At 62.7% G+C, this 16,785-nt stretch carries 8 protein-coding genes; 1 reads left to right on the forward strand and 7 read right to left on the reverse strand.

Features of this window, described 5'->3' with window-relative positions; genetic code table 11:
• Positions 1 to 123: 123 nt before the first annotated feature.
• Positions 124 to 2,229: a GAF domain-containing sensor histidine kinase gene (locus ACPQ6D_RS00570; RefSeq protein WP_423222335.1), complete on the reverse strand. Its 2,106-nt coding sequence runs from the start codon at positions 2,227 to 2,229 to the stop codon at positions 124 to 126.
• A gap of 69 nt (positions 2,230 to 2,298) precedes the next feature.
• Between ACPQ6D_RS00570 and ACPQ6D_RS00575 the strand changes: the two genes are divergently transcribed.
• Positions 2,299 to 3,642 (forward strand): ISNCY family transposase, encoded by a 1,344-nt coding sequence (locus ACPQ6D_RS00575; protein ID WP_423222336.1) that lies wholly within the window; start codon positions 2,299 to 2,301, stop codon positions 3,640 to 3,642.
• Positions 3,643 to 3,780: 138 nt separating this feature from the next.
• On the opposite strand, the gene ACPQ6D_RS00580 is transcribed toward ACPQ6D_RS00575, so the two are convergent.
• From ACPQ6D_RS00580 to ACPQ6D_RS00605, 6 genes are all read right to left on the reverse strand, one after another.
• On the reverse strand, positions 3,781 to 6,303 hold the full coding sequence (locus ACPQ6D_RS00580) for an NBR1-Ig-like domain-containing protein (RefSeq protein WP_423222337.1): 2,523 nt from the start codon (positions 6,301 to 6,303) through the stop codon (positions 3,781 to 3,783).
• 53 nt (positions 6,304 to 6,356) lie between these two features.
• Positions 6,357 to 6,629, reverse strand: a complete 273-nt coding sequence (locus ACPQ6D_RS00585) for a HEAT repeat domain-containing protein (protein ID WP_423222338.1) — start codon at positions 6,627 to 6,629, stop codon at positions 6,357 to 6,359.
• Between the two features lie 195 nt (positions 6,630 to 6,824).
• On the reverse strand, positions 6,825 to 7,913 hold the full coding sequence (locus tag ACPQ6D_RS00590; protein ID WP_423222339.1) for a transposase: 1,089 nt from the start codon (positions 7,911 to 7,913) through the stop codon (positions 6,825 to 6,827).
• A 195-nt stretch (positions 7,914 to 8,108) separates the two neighbouring features.
• The gene (locus ACPQ6D_RS00595; RefSeq protein ID WP_423222340.1) at positions 8,109 to 12,287 is read right to left on the reverse strand and encodes an Eco57I restriction-modification methylase domain-containing protein; all 4,179 of its coding nucleotides are present in this window, start codon (positions 12,285 to 12,287) and stop codon (positions 8,109 to 8,111) included.
• A gap of 86 nt (positions 12,288 to 12,373) precedes the next feature.
• Complete coding sequence (locus ACPQ6D_RS00600; RefSeq protein WP_423222341.1) at positions 12,374 to 13,786, reverse strand: ATP-binding protein; 1,413 nt, start codon at positions 13,784 to 13,786, stop codon at positions 12,374 to 12,376.
• Complete coding sequence (locus ACPQ6D_RS00605) at positions 13,783 to 16,743, reverse strand: helicase-related protein (protein WP_423222342.1); 2,961 nt, start codon at positions 16,741 to 16,743, stop codon at positions 13,783 to 13,785. Before ACPQ6D_RS00605 ends, ACPQ6D_RS00600 begins: the two co-directional genes overlap by 4 nt.
• Positions 16,744 to 16,785: the final 42 nt, after the last annotated feature.

Genomic DNA, 16,785 nt, shown 5'->3' on the forward strand with positions numbered 1-16,785 from the left:
TCGACGTCATAGACGTTGATCCGGGCCAGTCCCTTCTGATGCTGGTTGACGCAGTGCCGCGGGTAATGCATAGGATGATGATAGTCGAGAAGGGTGCTGAGCGAAAGAGGGAAAACCCATCAATTAGCCCACGGGCAGCCATCCACTCACCGTAACCCCGCGGTTCTGTCCCGGCATCACGGTCAGCTCACCCCCCAGCGAGTGAATGCGTGCCTGCATGGAACGCAATCCAAAATGGCCGGCGGCCTCCGCTTGCACTCGTTCTGCTTCTGTAAAGCCACGCCCATCGTCCGTAATGGAGAACTGCACCTGCCTGTCGGCGCTCCGCACCGTGACGTCCACCCGGCTGGCGCCATGGGCATGGACGTCCACGTTGTCAAGCGCTTGCTGGATGACGCGATACAACGCGTGGCGGGCGACCGGCGCCAGCTTGGCATCTATGTCGGCTGCAATCTCGACCTGCACGGCCAGGCCCGTGCGCGTTCGGAAGCGCTCCAACAGTTCCACCAACGGTTGGGTCAGCTTGCTCTCTAGTTGGATCGGGGCGAGCTCGCCGCGGATCTGCCGCACGGTTTGCGCCGCGCGCTCCACATCGGCGATGCAGCGCTGAAGCAGCGCCTCGGTTTGCTCAGGCCGGGTGCGGACGCTGGTGCGGCTGACTTGGAGGTAGAACGGCAGTCGTCCCAGGAATTGCTGGATCGTGTCGTGCAGCTCCTGGGCCAGCTTGAACCGCTCACGCTCCTGCGCTTCGGTCACGCGGCGGGGCACTTCTCGCAGACGCTCGATTTGCTGGGCGGTCAGGAGGAAGAGAGCGGCTTGCTGAGCGATGAGTTCGATGATTTCGAGATCACGCGTGTGGAAAATCTCCTCATCGGCGCGTTTCCCAAGCGCCAACAGCCCGACTCGCATCTCGCCCGGTGCGCCAGACTCGTCCCCTGTCACCGGGTCTGGGGTAGCCGTCGCGGGCGATGCCAACGGCGCCACCGCCTCGAAACCGCATTCCTGCAGTGGATTCAGCCAGGCTGCCACCGGTCCCGCGTCAGCGCCGATATGGGCCGGCCGTCCCAGTTTCAGGGCCGGTGGGGGCGACAGGCTGTCCGGCAGTGCGTGTCTCGGCGTTCCGGCCCCGCCGGCCAGGCGGAACACGCCTGCGGCCGGATGCCACAACCAGATCGCGGCCTGGTCGAGGCGCAGCGCGGACACCAGGGCGGTTGCCATCTCCTGGGGCAAAGACGCGAGGTCGAGGCGGTGGAGCATCTCCTGCCCAAACTGCCGCACGGCGCCGTAGCTGGTGGACTCCCAGCGCAACACGCGACTGAGCCACTGTGGCAAGAAGACCCCGGCCGCGCTGGCGGTGAGTATGATAGCCAAAAGCGGGACAAATGGCGGCACCCACGGTCGGGAGGTTCCGGCGAGACCGACTTCTGCGCCTCCGATGCCGCCCGCACCCATGGATTGACGCACAAGCCAGTCGCCAATGCTCGCGAGCAGCGCACTGCCTGTTAGCAGCAACACCAGCATGAACAGTGGATGCATCCCGCGGAAGGCCTGGTGGCGCAGGATAACGAAAGCGAACGCCAGCGGAATCGCGAGATAGAAGTAACGCAAATCCAGTCCGCCGCAACAGTAGGATGACCCAGGAATAGACAGCCCAGCCCGGTAATTTAGGACGACCATCGGCAGGGCGATCACAATCCCGATGACAATCCCCAAGACCCGCTGTCTCGCACGGGGAAGCGTATGGCGGTATCCGAGCGACCATGTCAAACGCAACAGTACGAATACCATACAGCCGGCGCCGCCGATCATCGTCATCACGTAGGCCACATGGTCCAGACCGCCAGCCAGCGGCGTCCAGCCCACGGTCCAAAAGATCCCCCGCGATGCCCACCACATCAATGACGCCAGCAGCGCCAAGGCATAACCTGTCCAGAGCGTTATGCGATGGAGTTGCGCCTGATTCTGCCCAGGTTCGGGCGATGTCAATAGGATGACCGCATGGATCGCCGTTGGGCACAGGAAGGCGGCGCTCAGCCCCAGCAACTCAGGAAGCCATAACAACGGCCCAAAGTGGGCTGTGTCTTCAAAGAGACTCTGCCGCCAGCCGACAATGAGAGCCGCTGTCAAGGTGCTCATGGTGGCGAAGGTGCGGTTGAGCGGGTCGGCGGGGCGCAGGCGATAGATCACCACGGCCAACAACCAGAAGCTGAATGCAATCAGGAATTCCAAATGTAGACTTTGGGCAATAATCGGTTAAAATAGTAGCGTTCATTGGCGCGAGATTGACAGGAGTGATCTATGGCAGCGACGCTATCTTTTGACCAGTTACGCTCGATTTTGGTTGCGACGGCGACGCATCTACCGGATCATCGGAAGCGGCCGAACCGGATCTACGAGATGGCAGATGCAGCGTTGGGGGCGTTTGCCGTATTTTTCGTGCAGTCGCCATCGTTTCTGGCCCATCAGCAGGAAATGCAACGGCGGCAGGGTCAGAACAATGCGCAGAGCTTGTTTGGCATCGATCAGGTGCCGAGCGATCCGCAGATTCGCAATCTGCTGGATCCGATTGCACCTGAGCAGCTGGCAACGCCCTTCTGGCAGGTGTTCGAGCAGTTGCGGAAGGGCGATTACCTGCAAGCCTATCAGGGCTACTTCGGTCGCTGGTTATGCGCCTTAGACGGCACGCAATACTTTCACTCGCAGAAGATTCACTGCCCGCAATGCACGACACGCGTCGTCAACGGGAGCACGCACTACTCCCACTCGCTGGTTGCGCCGTTGATCGTGGCACCGGGGGAGAACCGCGTGATTGCGCTGGAACCCGAATTCGTGCAACCGCAAGATGGGTGCGAGAAACAAGACTGCGAGTTGCGGGCGGCCGAGCGTTGGCTGAAACGTAACGCCCATCATTTTGCCGCTGGCTCAATGACGCTGCTGGGCGACGATCTCTACTGCCACCAACCGTTCTGTGAGCTGGTCATCGAGCAGGGCCAGCACTTCATTTTCACCTGCAAACCCGACTCACACCAAGCTTTGTATCAAGAAGTCGCCTTGCTCGCCAAGATTGGCGGTGTCACTGAAGTCCAGCAGCGGCGCTGGAACGGTCAGCGGTCCGAAATCTGGTGCTATCGCCACGCCACACGGGTGCCTCTACGCGCCGACACCAAGCCGCTTTACGTCAACTGGTGCGAAGTGACGATAACTGATGAAGCCACAGGTGAACTCAGGTACCATAACGCCTGGGCAACCGATCATGCCTTGACGGAGTCGGCGTTGCATGACTTTGTGATCGCGGCGCGCACCCGTTGGAAGAGCGAGAATGAGAACAACAACGTGCTCAAGAACTACGGTTACCACCTGGAGCACAATTTCGGCCACGGCCAAAAGTACCTGGCGCTGGTGCTTGTCATGCTCAACCTGCTGGCGTTCCTGTTTCACACCGCCCTCGATCTGTGCGACGAGCAGTACCGCCGCGTGCGCACAGAACTCGCCGCCCGCCAGACCTTCTTTCACGATATGCAAGCCCTGACCCGTTACCTCTACTTCGCCAGCTGGCAGGCGCTCATCAGCTTCATGTTTACCGGTCTCGAACTCGACACCGATGCGCCCTCATCGCGGCGCCGACGTGCGAACCGCCGCTAGAGGCCGCACCGCGCCCTTCGCTCAGTCGTATAGGCGGTCGCACGCGCCTGCGCATCGGGATAACAGCATCGCACCTGCTCTCATGCTCATGGTGGCTCTGCATCAACCAGCCCTGGCCCCCCTGTGGCCGCCGTAATGTTACCGCTTCGCCTCCGCGCACATCCCAATTACCACCCAAACCGCCGAGTCAACCTTTACTTTTGGAATTCCTGGATACTCTTCGGGCTGCTGCGGCGCCTGCAACGTCTTGGTGAAGGTATACGTGCCGCCGGGCGGGACATTTCCAGTCAGGCGATAGGCCGATTCTGCAGGCGGCTGACCCCTGGCATCCACCAACAGGAAAACATAATCGGCGGGCGTCCATGTACTCGCGCCCGTATTGCGAATCGTGTACGTCATCTGATAGGTTGCTCCAGGCTCAACCTCATACTGATGACATGCACCATCAGGGCCTGCGTCGTCTTTCGCAGCCGGTTCATCTTGTACTGTAACCTTGATCGCGAACTCGGGGCCAAAGTCATGCCCGTCATGCTGCATGATGAAGCCGTAGGAGTAGGTGCCAGGCACAGTCGGTGCCGTCAGGTTCTCGCTGAAGGAGAAGATGCTGCCAAGCGCTACATCCCGCCAAAGGGCGCCTGCCGCCAGCTGCCCGGCCCACTGCCCAGTGCGGCGCAAACCATAGTGTTCCTTTGTCCACATCAGCGTGCCACTGTTGCGCACGTTGACCCAGTATTGGAAGGTCGCGCCCGGGGACAGAACCACATCATCGCCTTTGCTGTCCAGTGTCACGGCGTTGAGAGGGATATCGGTCAACTTAGGGGGCGGCGTGGCAGTCGGCGTGCGCGTGGGAGCAGCCGTTGGGGTCTTTGTGGCAACGATAGGCGTGATGACATCGCCGCCCGATGTCGCGGGGTTCCAGTTTACATCCTGGATTGTGTTGCGCCCCGTGTACAACTTCACCACCACACCGGTTGCGATTTGTACGGCATGGAGTTCGTTCCCGACGCCGTAGGCGATCCATTGCTCATCGGGTGACCATGAAATGGATTCGATCCGCTGCGGCGACTCCACCAGAGCACGCGTGCTTTCTTCGAGGAGGATGCGCGAGCCACCAGGAATACTGATTGGCCCGGTGATTGGGTCTGCGCTGTTGCAAGTATCAGACTCGACGTATGCTAGCTTGGCACTCTGCGACAGCGCGGGTGCGTAGACCCCGCGAGGGCTGCCCGCGCAGGCCCCCTGGTCGAATTCCTGCCCAAGAAGCATCTCGCCCAACTCAACGTGTGTTCCACCTGACTCCTCCATGCCCACCAGCTTCTGGATTGCAAGGGTGCGATCCGGACTGGTGCCGCAGTTGACCGCCACCACAATGGCATGAGTCGGAGCGCCCACCGCAGTCATATACTCTGACAGACAGCCTTCGGCGGCAGCATAACCAAGAGAAGTGTACGAACCTACTACATCTTCATTAAGAGCATTGTAGGTCACGATGTTAGGAACCACTACGTGAGGCTCAGTCTCCAACATCATTCCATCAGCCAGAGGGGCCAGGACAGTACCCGGATTGAAAAACGACAGTTTCTCAATCCACCTGCCATCTGGCGATACGCGCGCCAGATCATACCTACCACCAGTGGTCGTCTGCCCGAAGTTGGTCACAACAAGCCAGGCCCCTTCGAGGGACCAACCGACGAGTTGGCCTGTGAACCTATAGGGTGTGTCAATCGAGGAGCCAATGACAGTGGTAGTCTGCGTACGCAGGTCATACACTTCGACCTCATAGCTGCCATCCGCGCCTTCCAAAAAAGCGATTTGTCCACCGACGCTTTGCTCTTGTGGATCCTGAGTAGTCAGTGTAGCGATCATCGCGTCGATGTCGGCGAGCCGCGGTATGAATTCATTTGGAGGTGTCCTGGCGACAATGCGGCCTACTTTCTGGTAATAGTCCGCCACCACCTGTACATATTCCGTAGGGTCAGTGTAGGTCTCCTGGTTTGGCGGCGGGGGAAAGCCTTCGTGTGTCCTAATATCTGTAAATCGGGCATCGATCCAATACTTGCCGTCTCTGGTGATGCCTTGATACACATAAGTGATCATGGCTGGATTGACTGGTTGCAGTATTTCGATCCATCCGGCGAGGTAGCGAAGGCCGATGACTTTATCGTTGTCGGTGTTGAGGAACTGCGCGTGAGCCGTCAGAGCTCGGTATGTATCCATCGTTGTCGGCTTTGGTTCTTCCGGCAGGAGTTCAGGCGAGATGCCCGACAGAACGGGATGCTGCTGTGCGAGTCTCAACAGCTTTTCAAGATCGCCCTTGACGATTTCTGTGAAAGGCTTGTCAGTCGTCAGCCGGTAGAGACTGATGACGCCCGATATACCTTGGTCCCCATTCGGCGATACTGCGAATTCAATGTGCTCATAGATGCTCGCATAGGCGTGGAGGTCGCTGGCGATTTTGTCCGGAACCCGCTTGCGAGCGATCCCTGACACCAGGGCAGGATCATAGAAAATGGTAAGCTCAGCATTGGTAACCGGCACGCTAGGACCGGTTTGAGCACGTACAGGTGCCACAAGGGCCAAAGATGACGCCTGCGCAGCAACAACGAGAAGTACAACAAGTGCCAGCACCTGCGTGCTGGTTGTGGTCGGTGAACGTCGCATACAAGTCCTCTCCTCGTGGTTTGGGCAGTAGTGAATCCAGCGGTATCCAGGCTTCATTTCTCCTCCGTCAGCTTTGCCAACACCTTCTCCGCCTCCTCCCGCGCCACCGCGGACGGCGCTTGCGCGATGAACGCCTGCAGCGTTGCGATCACCGTACTTCCCCCCATCCCCAGCAGCGACAGCGCGGCCAGCCAGCGCAGCTGCTCGTCCTCGTCGCCCAGCGCGGCCACCAGCTCGCCGATGGCCTCTGAGGTCTGTTTGCGGCCCAGCGTGAGCAGCCGGCCGAGTCGTTCGCTGCGATTGCCCGGCGGCGGCGTGGGGATCATGACCGGCTGGGCCGCGGGTTCCGGCCGCGCAGCCGGGCGCACGGGTTCTGCCCTGGGCGGCGTGGCGGCAGGGGCGGCCGGTGCGCCGAACAGGTCAGGCTGCCCGGCGCGCGCCGGGGGCTGCGCCGCAAGCGCCGGCCTGGCAGGTGATCGGGGAGTCGGGGGGGGCCTGGCGGGCTTTCGGGGGTAGGTTTTTCATGGCGGCACCTCCGGACAGGGTGCCAGTACAGCTTGTGTCGGTGAAAGTGGCGCCGGCCACGGTTCCGGTAAAAGTTGTCGTGGCAGGTGAAGTGCTTGGCGTGCGATGGCCTCGACCAAGAGCCAGAGGCGACCCAAGCGGTGGAGGCGGATACGACGCACAGGTTTGTGGTCAAGCAAGGCCTGCAGGTCGGGCAGGTCTGGGTCGTCAAGGTTGGTCCGGCATTCGAGCTCGGTGCCAACACTGACCATCCAAAGGGTGGCGACCGCCAGGGCGAGCCAGAGGCGTGCGGCACGCTCGGGATGGTGCATGCGGGTCAACTGCCATTGCCAGCCGCCGCGCTTGTTGCACTTGAAGCCTTGCTCACACCAGGAGCGCAGGCCATACCAGGTAACGGACGACTGGGTCGGTGAGAGATCGGTGAGAACAAACCAGGGGTCCTCGTTGGCTTCGCTCCACCAGGCAAGCAGCGTACATTCCAGGCGGCTGGCGGGATGTTTGAAGCAACTACCGCGGCCCTGCCACTGGTGGCCGACAGTACCAATCAAGTCTTTGAGCCAGTACCAGTGCGCACGGCCTTGGGGCCGAAACTTCGAGCCATTGTTGATGCGCAGGAAGGGATGCCAGTGCAGTCGTACAATCCGACGATAGAGCCAGCCCGCATACAAGCCCCGATCCGCCAGGACAATCACCGTCCACTCTGGGGGCACGGCCGGGCGCAACAAGCGCAGCAGGCGCAGCCATTCCTTGCGCCATGCGCCTTTGGCGCCAGCCGGCAAGACCGTCCAGGCCACAGGAATCCCACACCCGCGGTAGACCACGCTCACGGCCAGAACCACAAATCGATCCCCCAGGCTCGTGGCATCCAGGGTCAAGGCCAACTGCGTGCCCACCCACAAGCGGATGATCCACTGCAGCAGCGCCAACTGGCAGGTGCTGAGGACCAGTTCTTGCCGCTGCTTCCCGCCCTTGTCTTTGGCATCCAGGCACCATTCATACAGCCGTTGCTCCACCGTGGCCACTTTCTGTCCGCTCAGCAGACCGAGAAAGGTTGCCACCGTGTAGCGCCCACAACTGCCCGTCATCGCGATCCCAAAACTCCACCACGCCAGCACCCGGGCCTGACTTACTGATAACTGAGGCAGATTACTTGACACGCATGTCGTCCACTGCAACAATGATTCTGAGCGAGACATCTGTGACCTCCAGTATGATAGGTTGTTTGGTAAACTCTATCTTACACGAAGTCACGCTGTTTCGCTCACTCTTCTCAAAAAAACCTACCCCCGAAAGGGCCTGGCGGGCTGGGCGATTGCCTGGTACGTGATGCTGGTTTCGGCCACCCGGCCAGGCGTCGCCGCCATTTCCTCCCGGTAGTTGCGCACAACGACCGGCCCCAATTCCGCCTCCAGCCGATCCCACGCCTCCAGCACCAGCCGCCGCGTGCGGTACTCGCCGTACGCCCGCTCTTCCTTCTCCTTCAGCACCCGGAACGTCTCGCCAGGGAAATCCGGGCCGTAGACCTCCTTGGGGTCGAGGATGTAGCGCAGCTCGTCGCGCGTCAGGCCGTAGAGCCGCGCGTAGTAGGCGTCGAGCTCGGCGCGCAGGCGCGCGCGGCGACCGTCGTCCCATTTGGCCGGCGCGAACGGCGCGGGACAAGCGTCGCCGCCGGCCCAGTCAGGCGGATTCCAGGGGTGGCCGCCGGTGGCCTTGAGCCAGGCCTCGTGCTGTTCTTCCAGCTTCGCCCGCAGCGCCTCGTCGGCGTCAGCCCACAGGTCAGCCGCGAACGACGCCATGTCCCAGGCGGTGTAGACCAGTTCCAGGACGCGCGGGGCAATAGAGGCAAGAATGGAAGCAGTGTATGCACGGGGTGGGAGAACCGGAAATTGTTGCAGATAGAACAAGTTTAAGTTGACGCCGCCGACTTTTTGCTTGGCTATGTAGTCGAGGACAAGCGCATTTAGATTTCCAATCAGCCCGGCAACCAATTTCAGTTGCGACGGTTTTGGGAAGAGCAAGTAAAGAGAGTCTGCCACGCCAGCCATCGGCAGAACTGCTGGCACCAATGTTCGCTCATTTGTTGGGCTGGTCACTTTCTTCCAGGAGATGAACCACTGCTGATCCCAGGCATCGCCGACCCTGTTTCTGACCTCAGTATCAGGTACCCAATACTGCGGCTGCACAGTGAAAGTTGGGGCTTTGTGATCCTGCAGCAGGGTCTCTACTGGCTGTCCGGGCCGTCTCAGATTGTCGGTCTTGGTAACAACACTTGCCGCTCGATGATCGTAGCCCATGACCATCTTGCCTTCATAGAGTGACAGAAAGCCTGGAGTTGGCTTTCGCTGGAATAACTTGCTGTCCGTGTTCATCATGAACATGAGCATCGTGCTGATTGACCACGGATTGTCCTCAGCACCTTCACGGTACAGAACCGGTATTCGCTGATAGATCGATTTGGTGAGTTCCGCGTCGGTACCGGTACGGAAGACCGACATGGTATGCGTGTTCGGATTGAAGAGAGCAATCTCCGCTGGAACAAGAGCGACGCGCCGTTGCGGGTCAGCGAGGTGCTCGACCCGCGTAGCGAAGAAAACAAAAAGGCTTTGCTTGACCGGTTGGCGGCTCACTGTCAATAGAGAGAACTTGTAGGCTCGATGCACGCTGGGAAAGATTGCCTCTCGGTTTTCGAAGTCAAAGAGCGAAACGATTGCTTGTTGCTTGACCAAGTCAGCAAAGAAGAACTGGTTGAAAGAATCAGTCGCGATGCCTGTTGGCACGATGATCCCGGCTCGTCCGTCCTCGGACAGCAATTTGAGCACCAGTTCGCTGAATAGGGCCATAAGATTGATTCGCCCATAGCTGGTCAATGGGAATCTGCCACATGTATGGACGAACCTCTGGTATGCGTCCACAGTATGTTTAGCCGCCTGGAACTCCGCATACAGAGCTGGATCGTCATTGGCTACAGCGGCAATGAGTTGATCTCGGACAGCGGTATTGGGCGCTGCTGCAATCTGAGGGATCCTTACGGCAAAGAATTCTTGGGGATTGAGTTGCAGCATGTCCCACGGTGGGTTGCCCAGCATGACTGTGAAACCGCCAGCCGCGAACACATGCGGGAACTCCAGCGGCCAGTGGAAGAACTGGTTGCGCACGGCCAGTGCCCGCGCATGCGCGACGAGGCGGGGATCGGCCGCCGCGGGCTGCCGGCGGTATTCCTGCAGTGACGCGGTAGTAGGTATCATGCCCGCGGCTGCGTTGGCAGCGGTCAGTGGGGTGAAGAAGGCGGCCGTCCACAGGTCGCAGGCGGTGCGCGGCGCGTCCTCCTGCTGCTGCAGCTTCCGGTAAGCGGCGCGCTTCTGGCGCACCTGCGCGGGGGTGTCTTCTGGGCTGTCGAACTGGGCTTGCCACTGGCGCGCAGCCTGGTCCAGCGCATCCTGCTCGGCCTGGAAGACCAGGCCCAATTGCCCGCCGCGCTCCTGCTTGTTGCGCCGCTTCAGCTCGCGTGCCACCGTCTTGTCATCGCCGGTCACCGCGTCGAACGCCTCGTCGGGGATGCCATCGTCCAGCACCTTCAGGTCGAACACCCCGACCAGCGAATCGCCGCACTTGATGTGCGCATCGAGGAAGGTCAGCGGCTTGCCCTCGCTGAACCCCTCGATCCACAGCGCCACCTTGCACAAGTCCACAGCCAGCGGGTTCTTGTCCACGCCGTAGATGCAGTGGATGATGGCCTCGCGCGTCCAGCGGCGCACCGCCTCCGGGGACGGCTCGTCCTCTCCCGTCGCGACCTGCGCCAGCGCCCGGCCGATCCGCCGCGCCGCGGCCAGCAGGAAGTGGCCGGACCCGCACGCGCTATCGCAGACGCGCATGGAGAGGAGCGCATCCAGCGCGCGCTGCCTGGCTACGGAGGGCATGATGCGTGAGGCGTGATCCGTGGACTTTGCGGCCTTCAGCCGCTCGGCGATGACAGGATCGAGCGCCGAATCCAGCGTTTCCTTCACCAGCTCGCGCGCCGTGTAGTACGAACCGGTGGTCTTGCGCTCGCTGCCCTGGACGAAGGCGAACCGAGGCCGCCCACCCGCTGGCGATGAGATGACGGGGTACTCGTCGAGCAGGCTCTCGTAGACGCTGCCCAGTTCCTCCACATCCAACGCCCCGTAGTTCACCCGCCGCCGCACCTGTTCCTTCTCCGGCGTGAAATAGGAGAGCTGGCGGATGGCGCTTAGCAGGTCGCGGTTGTTCAGGTACGCGGTCTCCAAATCGCCGGTGCGATCCTGGTCGAACAACTCGCCGTTGAGCGCGGGGACGCCCAGCGCCGGCGCCTGGGTCTCGTCACGCAGGACTTGGAACAGCGAACGCAGGCTCAGGTAAAGATCATCGAACCGCTGCGGCCCGCTCAGCGGCGCCTCGGCCAGCCGGCGCAAACGGGTGATGCTGTAGTGGTCGAGGTAGTAGACGCCGCGGCCCTGTTGGGGCGGAGTCACCCAGCCCAGGCCTCCATTGCCCGCCGGGTCGGCCAGCATCAACAGATTGCGTTCTTCTGCCACCATCAGGAAGAGCAGGCGGTAGATCAGGTAGAGGAGTTGCTGGTAGTAACCCGATGCCGAGAGTTCGCTGTTGGAGATGGCCCGGCGGAGATCGCCGTTCTTGGGGTGGCTCAGAAACCCGTTTGCCAGCGTTCCGATCGCTCCCTCAACGGCCTTGCGCAGCCCATCCCGGATGCGGCCGCCCTGCTCGACCGCGGCCTGGTGATAGCTCTCCAGCAGACAGCGGCTACCGTCCTCGCCGGCCGGGGCCAGCCGCGTGCGGTGCGCCAGGCGGTAGAAGAGGATGAACTCGTCCAGCCGCTCACCTTCCAGCATGCCTTGCAGATCGAACTCGACGTAGGAGGGCCGGCTGAAGTAGACGGAGTCGCGCAGCAGGCGCAGGGTGGCGCCGTTGGTGACAATGCCCCACAGATCGTCGCTGCGGTTCAGGTAGTCCTGCACCAGCGCGTGGGGCGACATCGTCCCGCGGCCGGCCGGTGGGCGTTCGCCCAGCTTCTGGTCGAAGGCAACGATATGGATGGGCGGGCCAGATTCACCCTCACCCCGACCCTCTGCCTGCGAAGGAGAGGGAGATGTGGCGCGGTGCGAAATGGCGTAGCTGCGGCCGTCGGCCTCAACCGCCCGGCGCTGAAAGGTCAACCGGTAGCCGAGGGCCTCCAGGAGCGGGATGATCCATGTCTCGCGCGTGGCTGACGTGAGCGACTCGCCGTCTTTGGCGCGCGCCCGCCGCCGCTCGAAGGCCTCCCAGTAGGTGCGCACGTCGCTCCAGACCGCGGTGACCTCGTCCACCAGCGAACGCCGCGCGTCCAGCCTGAAATCGGCCGGCTTCTGGCCCGGTTGGTCGTGGATCGTCTCCAGGAAGTCGGGCGACAGCAGCCCGCCCTCGATGCGGATGGTGAGTAGGGTCATCAGCTGTTTCCAGACCGGTCTTGTCTCATCCGGCATTTGGCCGAATTGGCCGCGAATTGGCCGGAATTAGCCATCAATTGGCCGGCTCATTCTGCAGGGCCTACTGCTCCAGCCAGGGACCAACGCGCACCGCGACCGTAGCCGCGCGACTGGAGCATGCCAACCTTCTTGAGAAAGGCGACATCCTCCCGCACCGAACGCAGCGTCCCGCGCCCGAGCCGGGCGTGGATATCGCTCAGTCCTAAGTCGCTGCTTTCTGAGAGGAGTTGCAGGATCGCCTGTTGTTGTTCGGATAGGTTCAGGTTAACGCGCGCAGGCGGCAGGTAACGGCTGGGGCGGAAACGAACAAGGAAAGTGCCCGCCATCTCTTCAAATTCAGGTCTCGGCAGCCCAGCCTGTTCGGTCAGTTCCGTCATCTTGATGGTGCCGCGACCCCAGGTCTCAATGATGCCGCGCCGGTAGAAGGCGGCGGCGATCAATGGATTCCAGAGGCGCGACGGGTGCGGCCTGTAGAGGTCTTCTATGGTGAGGCCGAAGTGCAACAGTCCCGCGGAGGTGATTTCCAGCCGATCATCATAGATCGCGACGTCAACAGAACCACCGCCAATGGCGTAATCACGATGGCAAAGCGCGTTGGCAATCGCCTCTCGCAGCGCTTGTGGAGGGTACAGTGGGTCGTCAATGCGCTCAAAAAGGTTCGGCACGACACGACCTGCGATAGGCAGGTGATCGCGGAGGAACCGGTCGGCGCGCACAAGGAGGTCGAACGCGTTGCCGTAGAACTGCCGGTTGTCGACGAATTCCGTCTTATCCAGACCCTTGAAGCGGGCAACGCGCAGCAGGCATTGGGGATAGTCGGGCAGGAGGCGGTCTGATCTGGCGAACAGCACCACCGCGGCGCGCAAGATCTGGCCTTCCTTGAGCAGGCCCAGGCCGCGCAAGATCTCGGCCGGGTCCCGTGTGCCGGGATCATCGGCGCGGCCGCGGCGGATCGCTTCCTCCAACGTCCGCACGATCTCTGTGGTCTCCATGTCCGCAATCGTCCAGCCCGAGGCCGGCTCGCTCTCCCAGCGCACGGTGCTGTGGAGTTGCTCCAACAAGATCTGGCCGTATTCCTCGCGCGAGAGCGGATGATTCGTTGTACCCACGCGACGGTATGCTACGCCGCGCAAGGAATGGGGTCGCCGGACGCCGCGTTCTACAGTGACCACGATGACTTCCCGGCCAGTGGGCAACGTAATTCTTTCGATAGATGGCAGTACAGGCGGATCAATCTGGCGAAGCTCTTGGGCGATGTCGCTGAGCGTTTTGTCTACCGTCTCCTGGCCGACGGTGCGTCCATGTACGTCCACACCGAAGAGCACGCGGCCGCCGCAATGGTTGAGAAAGGCGCAGATGGTGCGCGCCGCATCCGTGCGTTGTCCGCTGGAAAGCTTGAACTCCTGCGTCTCCGATTCGCCCTGTTCGACCCAAGCCTGAAGTTGTTGAAGACTTGTCATCTGTTTACTCCACGCGGTATCACCGGCAACAGCACCACAAGGCCCAACATATCGGGCGGCGACTGCGGTTCGATTACATACGGTGTAGTTTCCCGCTGCATCAGCTTCGCAGTGGAACCCACCAGATCCGCCAACCGGCTGTGCTCCTCCGCCAGCCGGCCAGCCCGCGCGGCCAGCATCTTCGCCAACGGCTCTTCCAACAACGGCCACCAGCCCAGCGTCTCCCGCAGCACTTCCTGGCGCTCGGCGCGGGGGACGGACACCGCGTCAAGCGGCCCATCCAACAGGCGCAGCGCCTCCGTGGGGTCCAGTTCGCTCACCGCGGGATGAACGCCGGCCAGGCCCCAGGCGACCGTCTCCTCGGCCAACGCCGTCGCAGCGCCATCGCCGTCGAGGTGCAGGTAACGCAGCCGCAGCAGAAACAGTGCACTGCGCCGTGTGACCCGGGGCGTGCGCACCACACCGCAGCGCGCCACCGGACCCTCACCCCGGCCCTCTCCCTGCGAAGGAGAGGGAGTGCTTGGATGGAAGGCCAGATCCATCAGGTGTTCGGCCAGCCCCTCGATCAGCGTATGGTTGCGCCCCACGTAGGTCTGGCCGGCCGGCGTCGGCGAGCGGAACGTGATCGGCCACGGCGCCGGCAGATCGCCCAGGCGCAGCCGCACCGCCTCCGGCAATTCGCCCGGCAGCAGGTCATAACGGCCGTCGGTCCGCTCAGAGAGGCCGAAGGGCAACCGCTGGCTGGCCTGCACGAGGAAGCGTCGCACGTCCCCCGGGCTGCCCAGCACGGCATCGGTCTCGCCCAGCGCCCGCTGCACCTCTTCGGGCCGGATCGCGCGTTGCGCGAAGCGCGTCCGGCTCTCCTGCTCGCGATCGGCCGCGGCCGTCCATTCCTCGTGCACGCGCTGCACCAGGCGGCCGGCATCATCGGTCTGATCAAAGAGGGCCATCTGACCGTCGTAGCGCGTGGAGCGTTCGAACAACGAGTGCAGCACCGCTTCCATCACGGTTTCGCTGTCCATGGGCACTGGCACATGCACACCCAGCTCCCGGTAGATGTCGCGCGCCTTGCGCAGCAGCACATCCAGCACGGCGCCGTCCACCGGGTTGTCCTGCCCAAAGATCATGATCGCCTTGACCACCTTCGCCTTCTGGCCGAAGCGGTCCACGCGGCCCTCGCGCTGTTCCAGCCGGTTAGGGTTCCACGGCAGGTCATAGTGAACGACCGCAGAGAAGTGCTCCTGCAGGTTGATGCCCTCGCTGAGGCAATCGGTGGCCACGAGCACGCGCACCGTCGCCGCCGCCAGGGACGCGATCTTCAGCCGTCGTTCATCCTCGGCCAGCGCGCCTGTGATCGCCACGACCCGCGCCGACGGAAAGCGCGGCGCCAGGCTGCGCTCCAACTCCTCTTTCACATAGTCGGCCGTCGCGATATAGCGGCACCACACGATGGGCTGGTAGCTGGCGGCCAACAATTCCCTGATCACCTCGATCAGCTTCTGGAGCTTGGCATCGTCTTTCCCGCGCAGGCCGGCCGCCAGTCCCGCGAACTTGCGCAGCCGGCCGCGGTCCGACAGTCCCCACGCCGAGTCGCGCTCCTGGGCATCGAACACGGCGCTCGGCGGCGCATCGTTCGCCGCCTCGGCCTCGGTGGGGTCGTAGACCAACGGTGAAAACTCAGCGTCAACGGTTGCCGCGTCCCAATCATCCAGGCCAGCCTCATCCCATTCGTCAGCGCCTGCCCGCTTGAGGAGGGCCACCTGGGCCGCCGCCGGTGACGAGGAGACGCAGCGCAGCAGCGCCAGCGCCGACCAGAAGCGCATCCGCTGCTTCCAGCCGGTCAGCGTCTCGGCCGCGCGCACCATCTCGCCGGCGAACTCATACACCGCCTCATAGAACTTCCGATAGGCGGGCGTAAAGCGATAGGGCTGCTCCGCGCCCTCGGAGTCACGCCTCGGAAACGGGGTGTCCTCGCCCATCCAGTGCTGCACGTCCGCGCGGCGGCGCTGCACGAAGTGTCGCGCCAGCAGGGTCGTCTGCCCCTCGCTCAGCGCCGAAAGGCTGAAGAGCCGGAAGTCGGGGTGCAGCAGTCCTAGCAGCGACTGGAAGGAGGACTCGACCCCGCTGTGGGGCGTCGCGCTCAGCAGGATCAGGTTGCGCTCAGGCTTCTTTGCCAGGTCGCGCAGCAACGCGTGCCGCTGCTGCTGCGCCGCGCTGCGGCCGGCCGGCGGTTGGGCCGCGCCGTGCGCTTCATCCACCAGCACCAAATCGGGGCAGTGCTGCAGAAACGCCGCACGATAGCGGTCGCCCTTGACGGTATCAATGCTGGCGACGAAGTGGCGGAAGTGCGCGAAGATCGAGCGATCCTGGGGTGTCTGGCGTTCCAGCCGGGCGACCGTGCCCGCGCGGATGACGACCGCTTCGATGTGGAACTTCTCCGCCAGCTCAGTCTGCCACTGCTCGCACAAGTAGGGCGGGCACAGGACGCCCAGCCGGCGCACCGCGCCGCGATCCAACAGCTCGCGTGCAATCAGCGCCGCCTCGATCGTCTTGCCCACACCGACGTCATCGGCGATCAACAGGCGCACGGTCGGCTGCCGCAGGGCCATCACCAACGGCACGAACTGGTAGGGCCGCGGCCGCACCGACAGATGGCCCAGGGAGCGGAACGGCGCCGCGCCGTCGCGCAAGAGCAGCCGCGCCGATTCCAGCAGCAGCCGCACCGCGGCCAGGTCCTGCACATCTTCCGGGGATGGCAGCGGAAAGGCGGCCGGCTCAATGCGCTCGTAAGGGACGCTGTAGCCCATTAGGTCGGCGAGCGGCTTCACGACGCCGCACACCTCGCGTGCGCTGCCGCCGATGGGGCGCAGCAGGACCAGGTTCGGATCCTCCGAAGGGAGGACAACCCATTCACGTTCGCGGTAGCGCACCAGGGCGCCTGGTGTGGTGATGGTCATGTGTGATCCCTCACAGCGATTGAAATCGCGCCTCAAGGGCGT

The organism is Candidatus Amarolinea aalborgensis, assembly GCF_900491745.1.
Taxonomy (GTDB): domain Bacteria; phylum Chloroflexota; class Anaerolineae; order SSC4; family Amarolineaceae; genus Amarolinea; species Amarolinea aalborgensis.

Bases quoted from the DNA above. Each gene is read 5' to 3' on its own strand.
- ACPQ6D_RS00575 (WP_423222336.1), top strand. From the start codon at position 2,299: ATGGCAGCGACGCTATCTTTTGACCAGTTACGCTCGATTTTGGTTGCG.
- ACPQ6D_RS00580 (WP_423222337.1), bottom strand. From the start codon at position 6,303: ATGCGACGTTCACCGACCACAACCAGCACGCAGGTGCTGGCACTTGTT.
- ACPQ6D_RS00585 (WP_423222338.1), bottom strand. From the start codon at position 6,629: ATGATCCCCACGCCGCCGCCGGGCAATCGCAGCGAACGACTCGGCCGG.
- ACPQ6D_RS00590 (WP_423222339.1), bottom strand. From the start codon at position 7,913: ATGACGGGCAGTTGTGGGCGCTACACGGTGGCAACCTTTCTCGGTCTG.
- ACPQ6D_RS00595 (WP_423222340.1), bottom strand. From the start codon at position 12,287: ATGACCCTACTCACCATCCGCATCGAGGGCGGGCTGCTGTCGCCCGAC.
- ACPQ6D_RS00600 (WP_423222341.1), bottom strand. From the start codon at position 13,786: ATGACAAGTCTTCAACAACTTCAGGCTTGGGTCGAACAGGGCGAATCG.
- ACPQ6D_RS00605 (WP_423222342.1), bottom strand. From the start codon at position 16,743: ATGACCATCACCACACCAGGCGCCCTGGTGCGCTACCGCGAACGTGAA.